The sequence below is a fragment of the Paenibacillus rubinfantis genome (assembly GCF_001486505.1).
Taxonomy (GTDB): Bacteria; Bacillota; Bacilli; order Paenibacillales; family Paenibacillaceae; genus Fontibacillus; species Fontibacillus rubinfantis.
In genome coordinates, this window is sequence record NZ_LN909066.1 from 1,434,924 (window position 1) to 1,453,224 (window position 18,301).

10 protein-coding genes are annotated in these 18,301 nt (G+C 49.7%); 1 reads left to right on the forward strand and 9 read right to left on the reverse strand.

All coding sequences use genetic code 11. The annotated features are described in order from the left end of the window. Positions 1–106: 106 nt before the first annotated feature. The 9 genes from BN3277_RS24050 to BN3277_RS24095 form a co-directional block, all read right to left on the reverse strand. A complete protein-coding gene (locus tag BN3277_RS24050) occupies positions 107–1,456 on the reverse strand; it encodes a sodium-dependent transporter (RefSeq protein WP_059047031.1) in 1,350 nt (449 codons plus the stop codon). Between the two features lie 73 nt (positions 1,457–1,529). Continuing rightward, positions 1,530–3,833: an AraC family transcriptional regulator gene (locus tag BN3277_RS24055; protein WP_059047033.1), complete on the reverse strand. Its 2,304-nt coding sequence runs from the start codon at positions 3,831–3,833 to the stop codon at positions 1,530–1,532. A 108-nt stretch (positions 3,834–3,941) separates the two neighbouring features. Further along, positions 3,942–5,459, reverse strand: a complete 1,518-nt coding sequence (locus BN3277_RS24060; protein ID WP_059047035.1) for an extracellular solute-binding protein — start codon at positions 5,457–5,459, stop codon at positions 3,942–3,944. Positions 5,460–5,513: 54 nt separating this feature from the next. Further along, on the reverse strand, positions 5,514–6,392 hold the full coding sequence (locus BN3277_RS24065; protein WP_059047037.1) for a carbohydrate ABC transporter permease: 879 nt from the start codon (positions 6,390–6,392) through the stop codon (positions 5,514–5,516). Positions 6,393–6,396: 4 nt separating this feature from the next. Then, positions 6,397–7,368, reverse strand: coding sequence for an ABC transporter permease (locus BN3277_RS24070; RefSeq protein ID WP_059047040.1), 972 nt, complete (start codon positions 7,366–7,368; stop codon positions 6,397–6,399). Between the two features lie 189 nt (positions 7,369–7,557). Beyond that, positions 7,558–8,670: a response regulator gene (locus BN3277_RS24080; RefSeq protein ID WP_059047043.1), complete on the reverse strand. Its 1,113-nt coding sequence runs from the start codon at positions 8,668–8,670 to the stop codon at positions 7,558–7,560. Positions 8,671–8,685: 15 nt separating this feature from the next. Continuing rightward, positions 8,686–11,802, reverse strand: coding sequence for an ATP-binding protein (locus BN3277_RS24085; protein ID WP_059047045.1), 3,117 nt, complete (start codon positions 11,800–11,802; stop codon positions 8,686–8,688). A gap of 186 nt (positions 11,803–11,988) precedes the next feature. Beyond that, positions 11,989–15,105, reverse strand: a complete 3,117-nt coding sequence (locus BN3277_RS24090; RefSeq protein WP_059047046.1) for an S-layer homology domain-containing protein — start codon at positions 15,103–15,105, stop codon at positions 11,989–11,991. A 171-nt stretch (positions 15,106–15,276) separates the two neighbouring features. After that, positions 15,277–17,418, reverse strand: coding sequence for an ATP-dependent helicase (locus BN3277_RS24095; RefSeq protein WP_059047048.1), 2,142 nt, complete (start codon positions 17,416–17,418; stop codon positions 15,277–15,279). A gap of 230 nt (positions 17,419–17,648) precedes the next feature. Here BN3277_RS24095 and BN3277_RS24100 point away from each other — a divergent pair, with 230 nt between their 5' ends. Further along, positions 17,649–18,251, forward strand: a complete 603-nt coding sequence (locus BN3277_RS24100) for a glycosyltransferase (RefSeq protein WP_232436529.1) — start codon at positions 17,649–17,651, stop codon at positions 18,249–18,251. Positions 18,252–18,301: the final 50 nt, after the last annotated feature.

Sequence of the window (18,301 nt, forward strand, 5' to 3'; positions counted from 1 at the left end):
CCCATCACCCCCATTTACAAAGCATGCTATCTAAATATATAGCATGCTTTGTAATAAAGTCAAATTAAAAAGGGACGCGATCCTCGCGTCCCTTGCTGAACTGAAACTAAAACTTAATAACCCCGGTGGTATGCAGCAAGACCAGTACAACGAGTACTGGAGCAATGTAACGAACCATAAACAACCATAACCGGAACCAGCCGGACTTAAGCCCGGCGGCATCCGCCGCATTTTTCCAAAAGTACCCTACAAAGACGGTGGTGATCAGGCCGCCTAGCGGCAGCAAAATATTCGAGGCGATAAAATCAAGCCAGTCGAAGAAATTCTTTCCCCCCATGTCCGTGAAGGCCGGTACGACACCAAAGGACAAAACCGAAGGCAAGCCGACTAATAGCACCAGGATACTGATGATCGTCACGGATTTCCCGCGGCCCCAGCCCCAACGATCCATCACATAGCTGACCGGGACTTCCAGCAGCGATACCGATGAAGTCAAGGCCGCAATCGCCAGCAGGATGAAGAACAACCCTCCGAAGAACGCGCCAAACGGCATGGCCGAAAATGCGGCAGGAAGCGCGATGAAGACCAAGGACGGTCCTGCGTTGGATTCCAATCCAAAGGAGGCGGTCGTCGGGAAGATGATCAATCCGGCAATAAACGCATAGATCAAGTCCCCTGCCCCGATCGCCAGGGTGGCCGTGCCCAGCGATTGACGCTTGTCCACATAAGCCCCGTAGGTCAGCAAAATCCCCATGCCAAGCGACAACGAGAAGAAGGCATGTCCCAGCGCAACCAAGGCCGCTTCCGGACTAAGCTTCGAGAAATCGGGTTGCAGGAAGAAGGAGACGCCTGCTCCAGCACCCGGTAAGGTTAACGCTCGAATCATCAAAATGATCAGAAGTACGACCAGGCCCGGAATCAGCACCTTGTTGAACTTCTCGATGCCGCCGGATATCCCTTTCCCCACCACGATGCCGGTAATCAGCACGGACGCCGCCTGCCATACGAGCGGCATGAGGCCTTGGGTGAAGGTGCCGAATTGCCCGGCATAGTCGGAATTCACATACAGATTTCCGCTGAAAGATTGAACCGCATAATGAAGCGTCCATCCGGCCACGATGACGTAGAAGCTCAAGATGAGAAACGGAGCGATAACTTGCAGCAGCCCGAGGCGGCCAAACACTTTGGGACCGCCGGCTTTAACAAAGGACGTCGACGCGCTGCCGCGGCCCGCCCGCCCGATGGTCAGTTCGGCCAGCAGCAAAGGCAAGCCGATCAAGATCAAGCAGATAATAAAGAGAAGGAAAAAGGCAGCCCCTCCGTGTTCCCCCGTAATATAAGGGAATTTCCACATATTCCCGAGACCTACGGAGCTGCCGATGGCGGCCAAGATAAAACCGACAGAAGAGAAGCGCTCATTCCGGCCTTGGCTTAAGTTAGTTTGTGTTGTTTTCATGGTGACCCCCAGTTTTTTTATATCCTTTTATTATAAATAAAATAACCGCGGTGAGGGATATGAAATTTTTCCTTTACTTCATCACTTTTTCGCGGTATTGTCCCGGCGTGATCTGCTCAAACCTTTTGAATAACCGAATAAAATAGGAAGGTTGTAACCCCACCTGCTCCGCGATCTCATTTACCTTCATATCCGAGTGGCTGAGCAACTCCTTCGCTTTATCGATACGGAGCTCCGTTACATAATCGATGAAATTCATGCCGGTCACCTGTTTGAACAGTCGGCTAAGCGTGTACGGCGTCGTGTTCAATTGATGAGCGCACGCTTCCAGCGAAATCCCCTCGGGAAAATGATCCTTCAGCATCGCCGTCACCTGCTCTACGAGCGGCTTCGCCCGAGCGGCCTGATCCTCACTTAGCTTCTGCACATACGGGAGGATGATCTTCTGTTGAAGGTAGCGTACGATCTGCTCGGGCTCCCGAATTTGACTTAATTGCTCAAAGGGATTCTCCCCTTCGTACAATTGGTGAGGCGGGTAGCCGGTCTCCAATAACGTATGCATTACACTTCCCAGCACCTGCATCACGCCTTCCTTCAGCAGCTTCTCTTTGCCGGAATGCACGACCAGCTCGGAAACGAACGCCTCGATCAACTGCATCGCCTGCTCGTTTTGTCCCATCCGCAACGCTTGGAGCAGCTCCTTCTCCAATGCAAACGGATAATGAACCGCTTGTCTCGTATAGGGCAGGATCTCCTCCAAATCCAGCACTTGACATTGTTCCTTTAGATCCCGATAAAGGATCGCTTTCTGAAGAAACGGTAGCATCTCCGGAATCTCCCGGATTTCGGTAGTTAATCGGCCAATACTTATGGTCGTTTGCATCTTAAGCAGCGAGCTAATCGTGTGAACCAAGTCCTTCGCCAAACTAAACAGCTCTTCCTTAACTTGAGATTTCTTTCTTTCGGAGGGAAAAGAGAGCAGGATCCCCACCGTTAAGTCTTGAAAATTGATGATTTCTGCCTGATGGCTCCGGCTTCGCACCATTTCCTGCGCGATGTTGGCCGCGGCGAAGGAGACCAGGTATTCATCGTTCTCCATAAATCGATTGCCCGCTTTGGCTACGCCCGTGACTTGCGCCAGCATGAGCACAAACCCTTGCGATTCACATGGCCAGCCGAAGGTTTCCAGCCTTGCACGGATCTCCGGCTCCTTCATGGAATAGATATGCCCTTGCACCAGCTGCATCATAAAAGCGGCCCGAAGCGAGGGATACGCCTGCTTCAGCTTGGTCTCCAAGGCTTTGCGTTCCTCGCTCAAATGGTTCCACTGGTTGGCGATATAATCCAGCTCATCCCCCACCTCCGTACCGGGGTATGGCTTCTGATTTTTGACCAGTCGAACCAATCGCCGGATCGGACGATAGAGCCGATGCGAAGCCATCCACGAGAGCAGGCAAGCCACGATCAGCCCGATTGCCCCCATCCCCAATATAATTCGGGAGATAATCACGATCGGAGCGGTGAGTTGCGACAACTGCATCGTGGTGACGTATCTCCACGGTTCGCCTAAGCGGGAATATTCCCCATAGGAGATTAAATAAGATTTATCCTTCCATTCAAACGAATAGGAACCGGTCTCCTCCGTTCGCTGCATGACGCTCTCTTGCACGGCTTGCTCCAACGCCGCATTATTCCGGTTCAGGGACGACGGAGAGACGAGCAGGGAGCCGTCCTTTCCCATCAAAAAGGAAGCGCCTTCATGATCAACCGACATACCTTCCACCATTTGCACCAGCTTCGATTGATCCAAATAAAAGATCAGCGCTCCGTAAGGCTTCCCGATACTTGGCAGCTTGTGGACGAGAGCCACGTAAGGCCCCGCCCCTTTCCCGTTGACCTTCTTTAACTCGAATTGCCAAAACTCCGCTCGGCCTTGCTCGAGCAAAGCGTGGAATTGCTTCTGTTCCCGTGCATCGGTAACCGGAACAACGCCATCAATATCCGATACGATTAACGGCTGCTGCCGGTCTAGATACAAATAAACTTGATCAATTAACGGATACGCTCCTTTCATGACCCCCAGGAAACGATAGAGATGATGCGTCACATTATATTCGTCGATCAGGTCAATATCCCCAAGCCTCGCATCCAGCCGGCTGTCCAAGGACCATTGTGTGGCCGCCAGCTCCAGTTGGGCTAAATTCTCGTTCATGCGGTCGATCGTCTTAATTAATAGAGCGTCATGATGGCGCGTGATTTCATTTTCCATATACGCCCGGCCTGCGATGTAGAACGTGATCCCGATAATTACGGTTGGCAGGCTGGTGATACATAACACCATAAATAAGCTTTTGCGAAAAAAATGGCTTTTCCTCATCAGGCCCCGCCCTCTCCGTAGTTTCCATTGGGTATCTCCTATCTTACTATAGATGGAAACGAGGAAAATCCCCCGAAAACCATATTTTTGCTCTCGGGGGCTGGGTCATTATTCACCTTTTGCATGCTTGTTCTGATACGATTGATTCATCTCTTCGGTAATTTTGAGCAGATCCGGATCGACCTTCAGCTTCTCAACGTATTCGTCCCAAGCGCTGATCGGTTCTTTCCCCATAATGACCTTCGTTTTCATATCTTGAATTTTCTTGCGCAGCTCTGTCCCCACTAAAGTGCTCGTTTCCGAATAAAGCCCAATCGCCGGATCCCCAATGCTGATTTTCGCTTTCTCGTCGATGATCTTTTTGTTCCGTTCCAGGACATCAAGGGGCATGCCCGTGCGGTAAGCCCGGAGGTAAGGATCATATTTCAGGAAAATCTGGCCCAGCGCCTGTTGAGCGACAATATCCTTTTGGGCTTGCGGCGTCGCCAATTTGATGCCGTTCTCTTCCGTGTAGTGTACATCCTTGAATCCAAAGCTGGCCAAGTCACTTCCTTCCGGACTCGCCCCATAATCCATCAACTTCAGCAGTTGCTTCATTTTGTCTTCGGATACGGTTTTGGGAATCGCAAACATTCCGAAAAATCCGCTGTCTTTATTGGAATACCCATTCAGCGAAACTAAAGGCAGGAAGTCGGCTTCGGGAATCGTTTTACGCAGCTCTTCCGTAGGCTCCCAAGCAGCCTCCACCGTATCCTGGAACCCGCCGCCGCGATTCGATTTCAGCAAGTCCTTGGACTGCGTATTTTTTAATACGGCAAAATCCTCCGGAATCAGCTTCTCCGCATAAGCCTCATTCAGCCAAACCAGACAATCCCGGACTTCAGGCAACAGATTCACGTTCACCAGTTGACCGTCGATCAGCTTCCACTCGCCGTTCACTTGGGTAAAGCTGTTCTGAAGCTGACCAAAGTTGGACATGCCGTTTTGATCCACAAATCCGATATACCCGATCGTATCCTTCTTCCCGTTACCGTCCGGATCCCGCTCCACGAAGGCTTTCAGCACTTCATAGAACTCGTCGGTGGTCTTCGGAATGTCCAGCTTCAGCTTATCCAGCCAATCCTTGCGTAGGTAGGTGAACCCTCCACCATCAGTAGGACGCGGACGAGGGATGCCGTAATTCTTGCCGTCCGCCTGCTTGGTGTTCTCCCAGGATTCCTTGGGGTATTGCATCAGGTTCGGATAGTCCTGAAGATACGGGGTCAGATCCCAGAAGGCACCTTGTGCCACCATCCCTCGCACTTGGGCGTTAAACGGGTCATCCAGCAGGATGAGGTCTGGAATATCGCCGGAAGCCAACGTGACGTTTACTTTATCGCCGTAATTATTCGGAGAGACCCAGGTGATATTCAGCTTGGTATTCGACCGCTTCTCAAATTCTTTGACGACTACATTATCCGGTCCCGGAGGCTCCGGTGTGTAATACATCGTCATAATGCTTACCTCGAGCGGCTTAGCTGCCCCCTCCGAACCTTCAGATCCTGACTTCGAGCCGGCCGAACAAGCGGATAGCAGTAAACTGACGAGCAGGGTGACAGCCAGCAATAAGGAACTCGTTTTTTTCATAACCCCATAGACCTCCCTTTTCAAATATAGAATGCAAATGGAATGGAACTCCCTTTATTCCTTGACCGACCCCACCATGGCCCCTTTAGCAAAATGCTTCTGCAAGAAAGGATACACGAGGAGAATCGGGACGGTCGCAATCACCACCGCCGCCATTTTCAGCGTCTCCGGCGGAATTCGCTGCTCGGACATCATTTCCGCCGCAACGGAACCCCCGGCAGCGGTTGAAGCATCGATAAGCATATTTTGCAGCAACACTTGGAGCGGCTGCTTGGAGAACTCGTTGATATAAAGAAGCGCTGTAAAAAAGGTATTCCAATAAGCTACGGCGTAAAACAAGCCAAATGCGGCCAGCGAAGGCAGCGACAAAGGGAGAATCACGCGATACCACACGCTGACGTCATTGCAGCCGTCGATTCTGGCCGCCTCCTCCAGACTGGTTGGGATACTGTCAAAAAAACCTTTCATCAGGAGCACATACCATCCATTCGTCAGCACCGGAAGTATCAGCGACCAAATGCTGTTGATCAGGTGCAGATCGCGGACCAGCAAATAAGGCGGGATGATGCCGGGATTAAACAACGTAGTGAGTAAGATCAGCAGCATGATGATTCTTCGCCCCATCAATCGCTTGCGGGAGATCGCATAGGCCAGGCAAGAGGTAATCAGCAGGCTTAGCGCCGTACCGACCACCGCGAGGAAGACGCTGTTGCCGATCGCGTTTAAGAAGGCGTTGGTGGACATTAAATATTTGTAGGAATCCAGGCTCCACTGTTTAGGGAACAGTTGAAGCTCGCTGGATAAATAAGTGGACGGTTCCGTAAACGAAACGATAAACACGTAGTATAACGGAAAAAACGTGATGAGGCTGATGATGCCGAGCAGGATAGCATTTACGGCCTGGAACACCCGATCGCGACTGCGATAACTCATCCGGTTAGTACACCCCTTCCTCACCAAACTTCTTGGCCAGCTTATTCGTCCCAATGACGAGGATCAACCCTACCATCGATTTGAATAACCCCACGGCCGTGCTGTAGCTAAATTGTCCCTGCTTCACGCCAAGACGGTATACATACGTATCAAAGACGTCCGCTACTTCCGAGACGGCCCCGTTCATCATAAGGAACACTTGCTCGAAGCCAACATCCATGATGTGACCCATGCGCAGAATCAGCAAAATAACAATAACCGAGCGGATCCCCGGCAGCGTAACGTTCCACATTTGGCGGAACCGCCCCGCCCCGTCGATTTTGGCGGCTTCGTAAAGCTGCGGATCGATGCCGGCCATTGCCGCCAGGAAGATAATCGTTCCCCACCCGGCGTCCTTCCAGATGGATTGGGCCGTCAGCATCGCCCAGAAATAATGCTTATTGGTGAGAAAATCGATTTTCTCGAAGCCTAGGCTCACCAACATCTGATTAACCGCTCCATCTCCCGTGGAGAACAAAATGAAGGTGATCCCCACAATAATGACCCAGGATAAGAAATGCGGCAGATAAACGATGGATTGAACGATTTTCCTATAAGCTTGCTGTCTCACTTCGTTTAGCATCAAGGATAACAGGATGGGCAGCGGGAAGAAGAAGATAAGCGACAAGGTGTTAATCGCCAGCGTATTCCGAAACAACATGAAGAAATCCGGATTGGAGAAGAAGCGTTGGAAATGCTCCAGACCGACCCAGGGACTGGCCATCACCCCCTGATAAGGAGAATAGTTTTGAAATGAGATGATGATTCCCCACATCGGAACGTATTTGAAGATTAGGAAGTACAGTAGTCCCGGTAGTGCCAATACATAAAGGAATTTATCCCGAATCAGGAGCTTCCCAATGTGTCGCAGCCGGGGATTGCGGGCCTTCGTTGCAGGCGTCGTCCGTTTTGTAATCGGTTCCAATGAGGAAGCCATGGATTCCCTCCCCTTTCCCATTGATGTTCGATGTAATCACTCTAAGGGGGCAGCCGATTTCCAGCAATCGCTTATTTTTGCAGCCGGGAAAAGGGACGGGATTCCAGCGTTGGCGGGGAATTTCCCGGAATTGATTTTTCTTGCAGGGAGATCAAAAAAGACGCTGAATCATCAGCGTCTACACCGCAGTTAACGAAAGTTCTCCGCGAGGCCTCTTAAGGTTTCATTAGGGGCCGTGCCCAGCTCTTCTCTGAAGATTTTGATCACTTTTTCATAGTGAGCCAAGAAGGAGGGCCTGTCCTGAAGCTCTTGATAAATTCGCAAGAGCATTTCATGCGCCTCTTCGTCAAGCGGATCGTAAGAAACGAGGGAAAGCAGCACTTCGGCAGCCAGCGGATATTGCTTCGTCTCCAGATATCCTTTGGCCAATCGCTTGGAGGCCCCGGCAAACAGCCGGGCCATCCGCTCCCGCTCCTCCTCGCACCAAGGATAATCCCGGTTGGCAAAGAGAGGGCCTTTATACAAGCCCAGCGCCTTCATTAAAGCGTCGGAATCTCCGCGAGCGGCTTTCAACTCGCTGGCCACCGCTTGTTCGAACTGGAAATAATCGCAGGTTTCCTCGCATTCCAGCCGGTAATATCCTTTCAAGGAAGTAATACGGACTTTGATCCCCCCCTCTTGCAAGGTTTTCTTCATCCGATGCATGGTCACATGCAATTTATGCTTCACGTTATCCGGAGAGAGGATGTCCGGCCAAAGGCGATCGCAAATCGTCCATTTGGAAATCGTTGTATTCCGGTGTACCAGCATATAGGCAAAGAGTTCCTCGGCCTTGGCGGTAGGAAACCGAATGGGACTTTGCTGATTCTTCGAGATTTCAAAACCCCCAAAGCATACAATCCCGGGTGTGGAGCCGACCTCCGGCCCAGGGGTTGACCGCCCCCTTCGTTTCAGGATCCTATCGATGGTTTGATGCAGCATTTCCGGCTCAACCGGCTTCAGTAAATAATCCACCGCACTGACCCGGAAAGCCTCCAACGCGTACTGGCGATAGGCAGTAACAAATATGACTTCGATATTATCATGTTGCTCCCGCAGGCGGGCTGCCATCTCCAACCCATTCGTTTCAGGCATTTCGATATCTAAAAAAACAAGATCCGGCACAAGCCCTTTCACATTCCTCAGCATATCCGAAGGGTCGGTGTAAGCGCCCACCACCTGCACATCGTTCCGGTTCTCGAGTAATTTCCCGAGCACGGTCAGGGCCGGTTTTTCGTCATCCAGTAACACCGCTTTTAACATCGTGCATCCCCCCCATTAAGAAACTGAATCACTTGTCTTTGCGGCCTTATAACGAAAATGTACATTTGTCCCTTCTCCCTCGACGCTTTCCAAGCGCAGGCCTTCCCCATAAAACAGCAGCAGCCGTCGATGGATGTTAATCAGTCCAACTCCTCGCTTCGCCCGATATCGATGAAGATCGAGCAGCTCCTTGATTTTCTCCTCACTCATCCCGATCCCGTCGTCTCGGATCTCTACGCTTATGATCTTCTCTTCCGGATTGGAGTCTGTTAAGGTGCCCTCCGCTCCGTTGCGGATGATCAGTTGGAGTTTGCCTCCCTGCCTTCTGGTCATCATGCCGTGCCGAATCGCATTCTCCACTAAGGGTTGAATCGTTAAGGGTAAGATCCGGCTCTCCAGGAGCGTCTCGTCAATGTCATACTCTACCTCCAGCCGCTCATCAAACCGGGCCTTTTCGATCTCCACGTAGGACTTCACCAGTTTCACTTCATCCCGAATGCTAACAAACTGGTCATGGTTGGAAAAGTCGAAGCTGCTTCTTAAATAATGACTCAAATGATTAATCAACTCCGCCGCTCGATGGCTGTCGGTATACCCTACGGAAAGAATGGCATTTAACGCATTAAACAAGAAATGGGGCTTGATCTGGGATCGCAGGAAAACCATCTCCGCATCCAGCGCATCCCGAACGGATCTTTTCAGCTCAAGCAGCGTCCTCACCCTTGCCTTCACCTCCAGCGTATTAAAAGGTTTCACAATAAAGTCGTTGGCTCCGGCTGCGAAGCCGGCCGCAATATCCTGGGGCGTGTTACGAACCGTTAACATGACGACGGGCATATCAAATAACGTATAGTGACTGCGAATCTCCCGGCAGATCTCATAACCTGATAACTGGGGCATCATCACATCCAGTAAAACCAGGTCGATATCGGGATTTTCCTTTAACAGGTGAAGGGCCTGACGGCCATGAGTCGCAGTAAGAAGATGGTAATCTCCCTTTGCAAACAGATTCTGCAGCACTTGCAGATTAGCCGGCTCATCATCCACGGCGAGCAGGGTGAACACACCCGTCTTAGCGTATTTTGAATCATCTGCCTCCACGCTCGTGTCGTCCTGGATAAATGCCCCCTGCCTGCGAGACAACCGCTCATGGACAGACTTCTCCGTCAATTCGTGAGAAACGGGTAAAGTAAATGCCATTCTTGTTCCCCAGCCCGGCATGGAATCTTCAATAAATATCCGGCCATTCATCATTTGTACGAGCTGGCTGGAGATGCTCAAGCCCAAACCAACCCCGCCGTAGCCTTGTGCTCTTTCTCCATCCGCTTGTGTAAAGGGCTCAAAAATTCGCTGCCAGTCATAAGGATCCATACCAATACCGGTATCCGCAATCACCACCTTGATCTCATCAGCCGATTGTTCGGCCCTGATTTCTACCCTTCCTCGTTCCGTATATTTGATTGCATTTTCGATTAAATTCATAAGTACCTGGGTCAGACGATTCTCATCCGCATAAATAGGGGGAAGCCCGTTCGGAATTCGGTTAACTACCTCTATCTCTTTACCTGAAGCAAGATACTCCAACACCTCCAGGACGATCGATACCGTTACCTTGAGGTCAACCGCGGTTAAATGCAAAGGCAAGTCATTTCGCTTAATCCTCTCCATATCCAGAATATCGCCCACAAGAGACGATAACCTTCTCGCCATCTCCTGAATCACCGTCAGATTCATCCGGTGCTTGTCACTGACATGAACCGGCGCTCCCTCCAGCATGGACTGGGAGATATTCAGAATCCCATTCAGCGGCGTCTGAAGCTCATGCGATGTTCTTACGAGAAACTCGTCTTTTAGCCGATCCGCCTCCAATAATCTTGCGGACATCAGCTCAATCGTCTTATAGGCATCGGAAAAACGGAAAGACAGCATCAGAGAAATCAAGATCGCAAACAGCATCATACTAATAATCCCCAAGTAGTTGTTGGGCAGCAGTCCCAACACATACAAGGTGTTGTCGATAAGACAAATCAATAGGGAGTAGAAGGCTAAAATCAAGATCATAATGCTCTGTCGGCTGAAATTCCCGTAGCTTTCCTCCTTGGAGGCCGACAGTTTCCCAATAACCACAAGATACACAAAGACCTGAAGCGTACTGAAGATGAAAGTAAGATGAGAATAGGTATAGAAAGGGAAGATTAGGCCGAACACGATGAAGGAACCGAACACCAGAAATACGGACCGGAAAAACCAGACCGAAAAAACGCCGGAGCAGATCGTTTTGATAAATAAAGTAATCACAATGATCGAGCCAAAGATCGCCGCAAGCTGAAGCTTATGTGACAGCTCGAAAGGAAGCATATAAAACAACTGGGTAAACAGTCGTTCGCTTAAACACATAAAGGAAAACCCCGCCACGATGCAATATACACCGAAATAGAGCAGGCTTTTATCATGTCTCCGCTTTAAAAACACCCCCAAGTGATACAAGCCAACCATCCATAGCGCCACAACAACCACAATGTCCACGCCTGTGATCGTTCTGTCCAGGTTGCCGATCGTCTTCATGCTCCCGAACTGGATCTGGTTTGTAATTCCCCCATTGATAAAGTCAAAATTGGCCGCTTGGAGGGTGATCTCCGCGGTATCTCCATGGATCGGAAAAAAGAAGGTATAAGGCGAGTTCTCCGGAACGTAGTTCTCCCTCGTCATCGCGGGCTGGCCGCTGCGCCCCAGCTCCACACCATCCACATAAACCGCACTAGCCATTTGCACATTCGAGATGCGTATGCCGTACATCAGCGAAGAAGGCTTAACCTTTATGATTAAACGATACGTTGCGGTACCAAAAACAGGATAGTGCTGCTTGTTCCACTGTCCGGGGACATCCATATAACCCGACAGTTCCCCTTCCTCTTCGGAGGGAAGAAGCTGATTCCAATAAAACTCCCACGATCCTTGCAACTTGATGGGTCTGTCTTTCGTGAAATCCCAACCGGTCAAATCCATAACCCCTTGCTGGGCCTTGGGGTTATGCGAGCGGGAGATATTAACTTGTCCTGTATAATAGAGAGCGAGAAAAGCAATAACTCCGATTCCCAGCAATATCATTAAGAGATTATGTTTCTTGATCAACGGCAGATCCTCTGCTTTCTTCATACAAATCGTGTGTTTAATGTAAGAATGACGACAAAATACGACAGTTTATTATAGCATGGTCCTTCTCTCCAAAGGTGCAAAAGGGAGAAATTATATTAAATTTTAATGAACGCAAAAAACCCGCTCCAGGAGCGGGTTTTCGGCGAGAGTCTATCTATCCTATTATTTCCAGTCTTCAATTCCGGTCTTATATTGTTCAAATGGATGCGGAGTCGAAGCTTCCATAATGTCGGAATAATGGATATGCGATTCCGGAACATCGGTCCACTTCGGTGCAACCTTGATCTCCCAAGGCTTGCGGTCTAGCAGTTCGTTAAAGATCCGCACGACCTCCAATCGGGTAATCGGCTGATTCGGTTGAAAGGCCTTTTCCGTGAAGTCGGCAAGAACGCCTTGCTTCTCGGCCGCCGTAATCGCCTTTTCAGCCCAATGGCCGGCTACGTCCGAGTAGGTGCTGCCTGTCTCGGCATCCCACTTATACAAATTCATAAGAATCTGTGCAAACTCTGCGCGCGTAATTTGGTTTTGCGGCTTAAACTTCTTATTGCCGGAACCAACCATCCATTTGTTGTTGGTTGCAATCGTGATCGCATTGGCGGCCCAGGATTTGGCGCTCACATCGGAATACGTCACCTTGTTTGTGCTCGCTGTTGGTTTATACAAGCGGGACAAAATCGCAGCAACCTCGGCTCTTGTAATTCCTTGGTCCGCTTTAAAGGTTCCATCCGGATATCCAACCATATAGGCCCCATGGTCGCCTGCATCTTTCAGTTCTGGCTGAGAGGAGAAGCTGAATTTAACAATCGTATCTCCTACATGAATCAATCCGTTCTTAATGTAGCTATCGTCCCCGAATTGTTCTTCCCGTTGGTCTTTCCGGCTGTCAAATACGACGTAACCATCCTTCTCACCCAGGAAGTAATAATCTGCGTTCGGGTAAACCATCCAGCCGTATTCGCCGTCATCCGTACTGGTTTGCGGGTTATGGTTTTGGTTTGGTGCAAAATCCGGCAATTCAGGCAGATTAACGACGGTTCCCGGTTTTCTGCCTTGGGAACGGTTCAGCTCTGTATCCGCCCAATACAATTGCATCTTAACTCCCGATACAGGTTGACCTGTCACGGTGTCCAGGATCGTTCCGTAGGGATCGACCAATTCGACCGACATGTTCGCTTTGCCTGCGCTGTCGACGACAATCTTCCCAGCAGGGCCGGCCAACTTCTCTCCGTTTGGTGCGGTTACGTTTAATGCCAGCTTATATTCGCCTGCTGGCAGCTTCGGTAAGTTAAAGCTCCCATCCGCGTTCATGGTGATATTCGGGAGATTTAGTTCTTTTCCTTCTGCCGATTTGATTTTGCCGGATACCTTCAAGTTGTCCCCAACGAGCTTTGTAATTTTGTCTTGCACGATTTTACCGCCGTGCGCTTGGTCGGAAACAATTGCATCCGTCTTTGTGGTTGGCTGTGCCACTGGCGGTGTCGATGGGGCCGATGGTGTAGAAGGTGTCGGTGTTGATGGTGTTGGTGGTGTTGGCACAACAAGTTCAGTTGGTGTCGCCGAAACCACGTTGGATAGGCCCGGATATTTACCCGATGCGATATTCAAACGGAAATCGTATTGTGTGCCATTTGTTAAGCCGGCAATGGTCGCGCTCGTAGAAGTCGCATCCAATGTTTCTACCGGGCTGACCACATCAAAAGTGACTCCGTCCGTAGACATCTCTACTACGATGTCCCCAATCGTTGCGCCTTTCAATGGCGGGAAGCTCAAGGTCACTTGACCGTCCCCAGGCGTAGCCGACAAAGTTGCTAATGGAGCGGGATCGGCCGCAAGCACATACACGGTAAAGGTCTTCTCGCTGGTCAGGCTGCCTTTCGTGATCGTTGCTGTCAAGTTCACATACGTGCCTTGTTGATCAAGAACCGGTCTCGTTACGGTTCCATCGGCTGCGATGATCGATGGCTGATCGGAGGACCACACTACATCGGAGTCATCCGTTGGATTCAGCGTAAGTGCCGTTCTCACCGCGCTTTTGGATTCACCGGGAACATAACCGATTTCGGTATTGCCCTCTGCTGTCTCAATTGCATCAATATCGTTCTTGTAAAGTTTCACGTTATCTACGATACTAGTCGCAATTTGCTCCACGATATCGTCAATCGACCCGCCGGAATCGATATGAAGTCCGCCGTTTCCAAGATCATCAATAAAGCTCTCGTCGATGGTCTTGTATGTTACGTCCGTTACGCCGACATATTGAACATCTCTGTCTTTGAACGTTTGCGTAACTTCAGGTTTCACCAAAATATCGCTAGGATCTTCATCGTTTACGTTCACGAGATAGCGAAGCGGAGCATGCGGCTCCCAAACAATCTCATTTACAGCTTGATCCAATTCTTTCTCCGAAGTCGAGAACAGCTTCATATTATCATAAGCAAAAATGGAGATAATCTGGCAGCTGTGGCCGACATGGCTGACTAGTGGACCAAACTCGTTCCCATAAACATTCGCAAGAGGGAAGTCGGTAATCAATTGGTCACCGTTATCCCACATATTTAATTGAGTGTCGGTGGCTACAATTTTGATGCTGTGCTGCTGGGCTGATCCCTTTGAATAAGTTTGAAGCAGGGAAACGCCTGGGGTATTATCCAAGTTGAAATTGCTATTCTCATGTAGCGTTGTTAAATCAACTTGATCAAGCTGATATACATTTACGGTGCCCGAAACGTACAGAATCGCGTACCCGCTTAGCAATTGATTGTCCGTATCGATACTGGTATTAAATAGAAAGCCTCCGCCTTCCATACTGTGATAATTCACCTTGGATTCATCCATGTCAAAGGTGATGACCTTCTTGCCGGATGGGCTTCCTTCCGTAAGCATGAAATCCTTATAGCCTGGCATGGTGTAACCATAAAAAGTCATTGCCTTCCCGTTGTTGGAAATTTGAACGTGGTTATAATCCTCCGTTTCCACTTCCGGCGGGAATCCCATATACCAGCTGTCATAGCCGGAATGAACGTACTGATACGTCGAATCCGTGACCGATGCGGGGTTTGTGCTCGCATCCATAATCGATACATATTTCGGATTGATTCCTTCGGCTTCCAGTTTGGTTTTGATCGCCAAATTTAACTTACTTTCAAAATCGCCGGAATCATAAGGACTTGTCCCGTTATTGTAATAAACCTCTGCAACCGATGATAAAGCGTTCGCCATCGGCATGCTCGTGACCGATAACATGAGCGCTACGGCCATAGAAATGATTTTTTTCTTCATATGCCTCTCCCGTCTTGTGATTTGTGACCCAATTTTGATAGATTCTTAACAGAATAACTCCCTTTCTCGAATAGCACCCTCCAATGAAGTAGATTAATTAAATTTCGATTATCAAAATATCACACATTTCTCTCAAAAAACTCTCAAACCATATGAAAAAAACACCTGATCTCAATCAGATGTTTTCTCCAACAACCCCATATCCAGACAAGTTCTCGTCGATAACGCCTTCTCCTCCGCCTCGAATCGAATATGAATCCGTTCCGGGGTCACCTTCTCAATAACTCCCAATCCAAAAGCCCGATGAAGAACGGCTCCCCCTTCGATTAGCTCGCTCTCACTGCGGATGGCGTTGGGATTCACCTCCGGCGGGGCGGGAATTCGGGGGGAGGGAATGGGCTCTTGAGGCGGATGTTGAATGCTCCTCACCGCCGTTACGAACCGCGACTCTGTCGCTTCGGCCCCATCCCGTTTCTTATAAGAGATCAGTTCCAAATGCCGCTTCGCCCGAGTCATCCCCACATAAAATAACCGAGTGGCCTCCTCCATCATTTCCGGATTGCCCTTATCGTCCTTGGACGGAAGGATCCCCTCCACAAGGTCGATCATATACACTCTTTCGAATTCCAGGCCCTTTGAGCTATGCATCGTAGAGAAGGTGACGACATTCTGACCTCGCTTTGATCTGGCCGTTCGCAGAGCAGCTTCCAGGTATTTTAACCGGCCGGCAAACTCCTCCATCGTCGATAATCCCGCCGCAATTTCCTCCAGCGTGTTCAGGATGCCGATCAGGTATTCCTTGCGGAACCCGAGGCGTTCACACATTTTCTCCAGCGCTTTCTCATAACCCAGTCGATCTCGAATGACCTGAATCGCAGGTTGGGGCGGCATCCCCTTCATTTCCTGAAACGTCTCCTTGCACATCGTCAGTTGCTTCACTTGATATTCCTGGACCGGTACCCGATTCAGCAGATTATCAAAAACCGATTCATCATTGTGAATTTCCAGCAGTGCCGCCATCTGCTGCTTACTAATGTATCCATTAAACTTCAGATGGATCTTCTCCAGAATATCGGGACGTTTATCCGTAAACGTCATGCGCATGAAATTGAGGATATCCTCAACCACCCAATGGGAGAAAAAGCGGTTATCCGCATCCTTCATATAAAAGGGGATGCCTGCTCGATCAAATGCATTCATTAAAGCGATGGAGGAGGAATTGTTCCGATAAAGGACCGCGACCTCGGCAAGGTTCTCGATCTGTTGAATCTCTTGCACCAGCCATTTGGCCTGATCGCCGTAATCGTCCAAGCTTCGAATCTCAATCGGCTTGCAGGGAGGATTCTGGGTAAACATATTTTTCGGGTAGCGATCTTGGTTTCGCTGAATAAACGTGTTGGCGATCTCCACGATCTCTTTGGAGGAACGGTAATTCTGCTGCATAAATAAGATCCTGGCATCCGGGTAGACCTGCTTGAAGTTCAGTAAATAGGCAGGGTCCGCCCCGCGCCAGCTATAAAGACTTTGATCATCGTCAGCAACGACGCATAAGTTATGATGCCGCTGCACCAGCTTCTCAATAATCGCATGCTGAACCCTGGACGTGTCCTGGCTCTCATCCGTTAGGACGTAATCATAACGCTCCTGATACCTGCGGAGCACTCCATCATTCTCCGCCAGAATCCGTTCGCAAACGACCAGCATGTCGTCATAATCCAACAGCAGCGACCGGGTTCCAGATTGCTTGAAGAGCTCATAATCCCGCAAAATCCGTTCAGCCTGGGGCACCTCCACCTTTACCGCGGACCACTGCTCGGAGGGGATCATTTTATTTTTGATATAGCTAATATAAGTCGTCAGCTCGTCTAGCTGGTCATCCGTAATATTCTCTCCGGCATTGGCTTTATAGAGATTCCGCAAGATGATTTTCTTATGCAATGGGGGTTGCTGTTCCGAACTGAGAGGTTCTTGCTCGGCGGAGTTGCCCTCTCCCTCAATAATTTGAAATGGAGTCTGAATCCTGCGAAAATGCTCCCTTACCACCTCAAAAGCTAAGCTGTGAATCGTAGAGAAGTCGACGGGGGTTAGCTGCGGATAGAGAGTTTTAAAACGTTCCTTCATATCCTGGGCTGAAGCACGGCTAAAGGTCACAGCCTTGATTCTTCTCGGGGGAATCCCCTTCTCCTCGATCAAATAGCCGATGCGCTTAATGATCGTTGTCGTCTTCCCCGATCCGGGCGAAGCTAACAAAAGCAAGGGTCCTTCGGTTTGAAGGACCGCTTCCTTCTGGGTTTCATTTAATTCCATGCTCATGATGACTGACCCTTTCGAACGTACATAGATAAATAGCTTTCAAGTTCCTTCGGTCATTATACCTTTCGATCAGGGATGGAACAACCGTTCTGCGCCTTCCTTTGCATGAATATGGAAATTGCTGTTCATATTAAGATCGTCTGTGAAAAATCCCGATACAGCAGAGGAGCAGGATAAATGTGAAAAAGTGGTTCCCGGCGTTCATCATCATCTTGGGGCTCGTATGCAGCATGTTGCAGCCCGGATCCGCCACAGCCATGGCGGGTGCAAAAAACGATACGGACGAGGTTTGCCTCAGTCCCAAAATGGTGCAGCTAAAGAGTGACATGCAGAAGCTTTGGATTAATCATACGATTTGGACGCGAAGTTATATTGTCAGCGCCATGTCGAATCGGGCAGACCAGCAGGACGTGTTGAATCGGCTCTTGCAGAACCAGCAAGACATCGGCAATGCGTTTAAGCCGTACTATGGAGAAGCCGCCGGTAACAAACTGGCCGAACTGTTGAAGCAGCATATTCTGATCGCGGGCCAAATTGTAGCGGCAGCCAAAGCAGGCAATCAGGCCGATGTGAAGAAATGGGATACCGAATGGCACCAGAACGCGGACCAAATTTCCAAATTCCTAAGCGAGCTCAATCCAAACTGGCCATTCCAAACGATCCAAGAGATGTTTTATACCCACTTGCAGTTGATTACTGAAATCGTCATCAACTGTCTCAAGGGCAACTGGCAAGCGGATATCGCCGCAACCGATAAGAACGAGACCCACATGATCCATTTAGCAGACCTGCTGACGGAAGGGATCGTCAAGCAGTTCCCGGAGAAGTTCTAAGACGAAGGACTTAACGAAAGACACCCGGAATTCTTCCGGGTGTCTTTCGG